Source organism: Paenibacillus sp. OT2-17 (assembly GCF_009827695.1).
Taxonomy (GTDB): Bacteria; Bacillota; Bacilli; order Paenibacillales; family Paenibacillaceae; genus Paenibacillus; species Paenibacillus polymyxa_B.
Window position 1 is genome coordinate 1 of sequence record NZ_WUDQ01000788.1, and the last position, 1327, is coordinate 1327.

At 42.7% G+C, this 1327-nt stretch carries 2 protein-coding genes; both read right to left on the reverse strand.

The window, feature by feature from the left end:
• Nucleotides 1-564, reverse strand: a 564-nt coding sequence (locus tag GRP75_RS27125) for an acyltransferase (RefSeq protein WP_160790911.1), incomplete at its 3' end; no start/stop codon positions are given.
• 301 nt (nucleotides 565-865) lie between these two features.
• Complete coding sequence (locus tag GRP75_RS27130) at nucleotides 866-1291, reverse strand: CHRD domain-containing protein (protein ID WP_160790912.1); 426 nt, start codon at nucleotides 1289-1291, stop codon at nucleotides 866-868.
• Between the last annotated feature and the right edge of the window lie 36 nt (nucleotides 1292-1327).

The window sequence follows — 1327 nt, forward strand, 5'->3', positions numbered from 1 at the left end:
CTGAAATAGAAATTTATTTCCAATAACAAATGACCACTGTACCAAGAGCCCAAGGACAATAGACCATTGTGGAAGTTGCTGACAACGCTGGAACAGCCACAGTACGAATGGAAATGCAAGATAGAATTGCATCATGATAAAAATATAATATAAATGAGTATACGCTTTGCCTGTGGCCAGCTTCAGAGCAAAGCTTTTCGCAAGTGTGATTATATTCCATGGTTCGGAGCTGCCAGCCATAAGGGACAGGATGAAATAAAATAGAGAGAACATGACGTAAGGTAAGAGGATGTACAGCAACCTCTGCTTATAAAAGCGGCTTAAGAGCTGTCGTCCCATCGGACGATCCTTGTAGTTGTAGAACAGTACCATGCTGCTAAGCGCGATAAATACGGGGGTTCCATACTTCATCAACACATTGAGCGCATTGTATACAACATAAAGACTGGAATTTGTAAGCTGAACCGTTGCATAAGAAGTGGCATGTACCATCAAGACGGCTAAAATCGCCATGGCTCTGACCAACTGCAATTCGGGAATTTTTTCTTTGGTCTTAGGCTTCATAAGCTTCATTTCCTTTCAGGAGTGAACTGTATCTTGTTGAACTCTTTCTATTAAAAGATAAAGTTCTTAACAACCCTGAAGGGAAGGGCTTAAGAAACGCTTATGAACTTCTTAACTTTTGTTAAGAAGTTCATAAGCGACTTCCAATGAACAAGATATAGATTGAAATGGTTTAGTCCGTCTATATATGCACTTCGGAGCGACTGGAATCGAATTTTGCAAAATCCTGAATTAAGAAAAGAACTTCCATAGCCTCAAAATGAGTGACATGGAAGTTCTTTTTTATACTCATGATCATTCGTTATTTGCAGCGTTTGATAGGTGCGCGTCTAATTTGTCCACGAATGGCACCGTTCGGATGACGGATGGTGTGGACATTGACGTAGGCATTGCCCTCTCTAATTTGGCACACCAAATCATAAATGGTGCTGCCTCTGAGCGGACCGGTAAGATCACATGCACGGAGCACGCCGCTAACGACGCCTCTTCTAACGGTTATCCCAAACTTCGAAGGACCAAACAGTGTAGCAACAACAGGGCCATTTTCACCTCTTCGTCCCAGATGAATATGCGCTTCGGTTACCCGTGAGATATTGCGTACAGTCAGTTCAAAGCTTAATTGTTGGCTCGTTGGACGGTAACGAAATTCGGCTGTTCCCGTCGCATTTGTTCTGACAGGAGGCACTTCATTAGCCCCCCTTAAGGTGGCTCTAAACTTATTAGACATGACATCCCTCCTTTCCCAGTGTTGGTTTAGTGTATT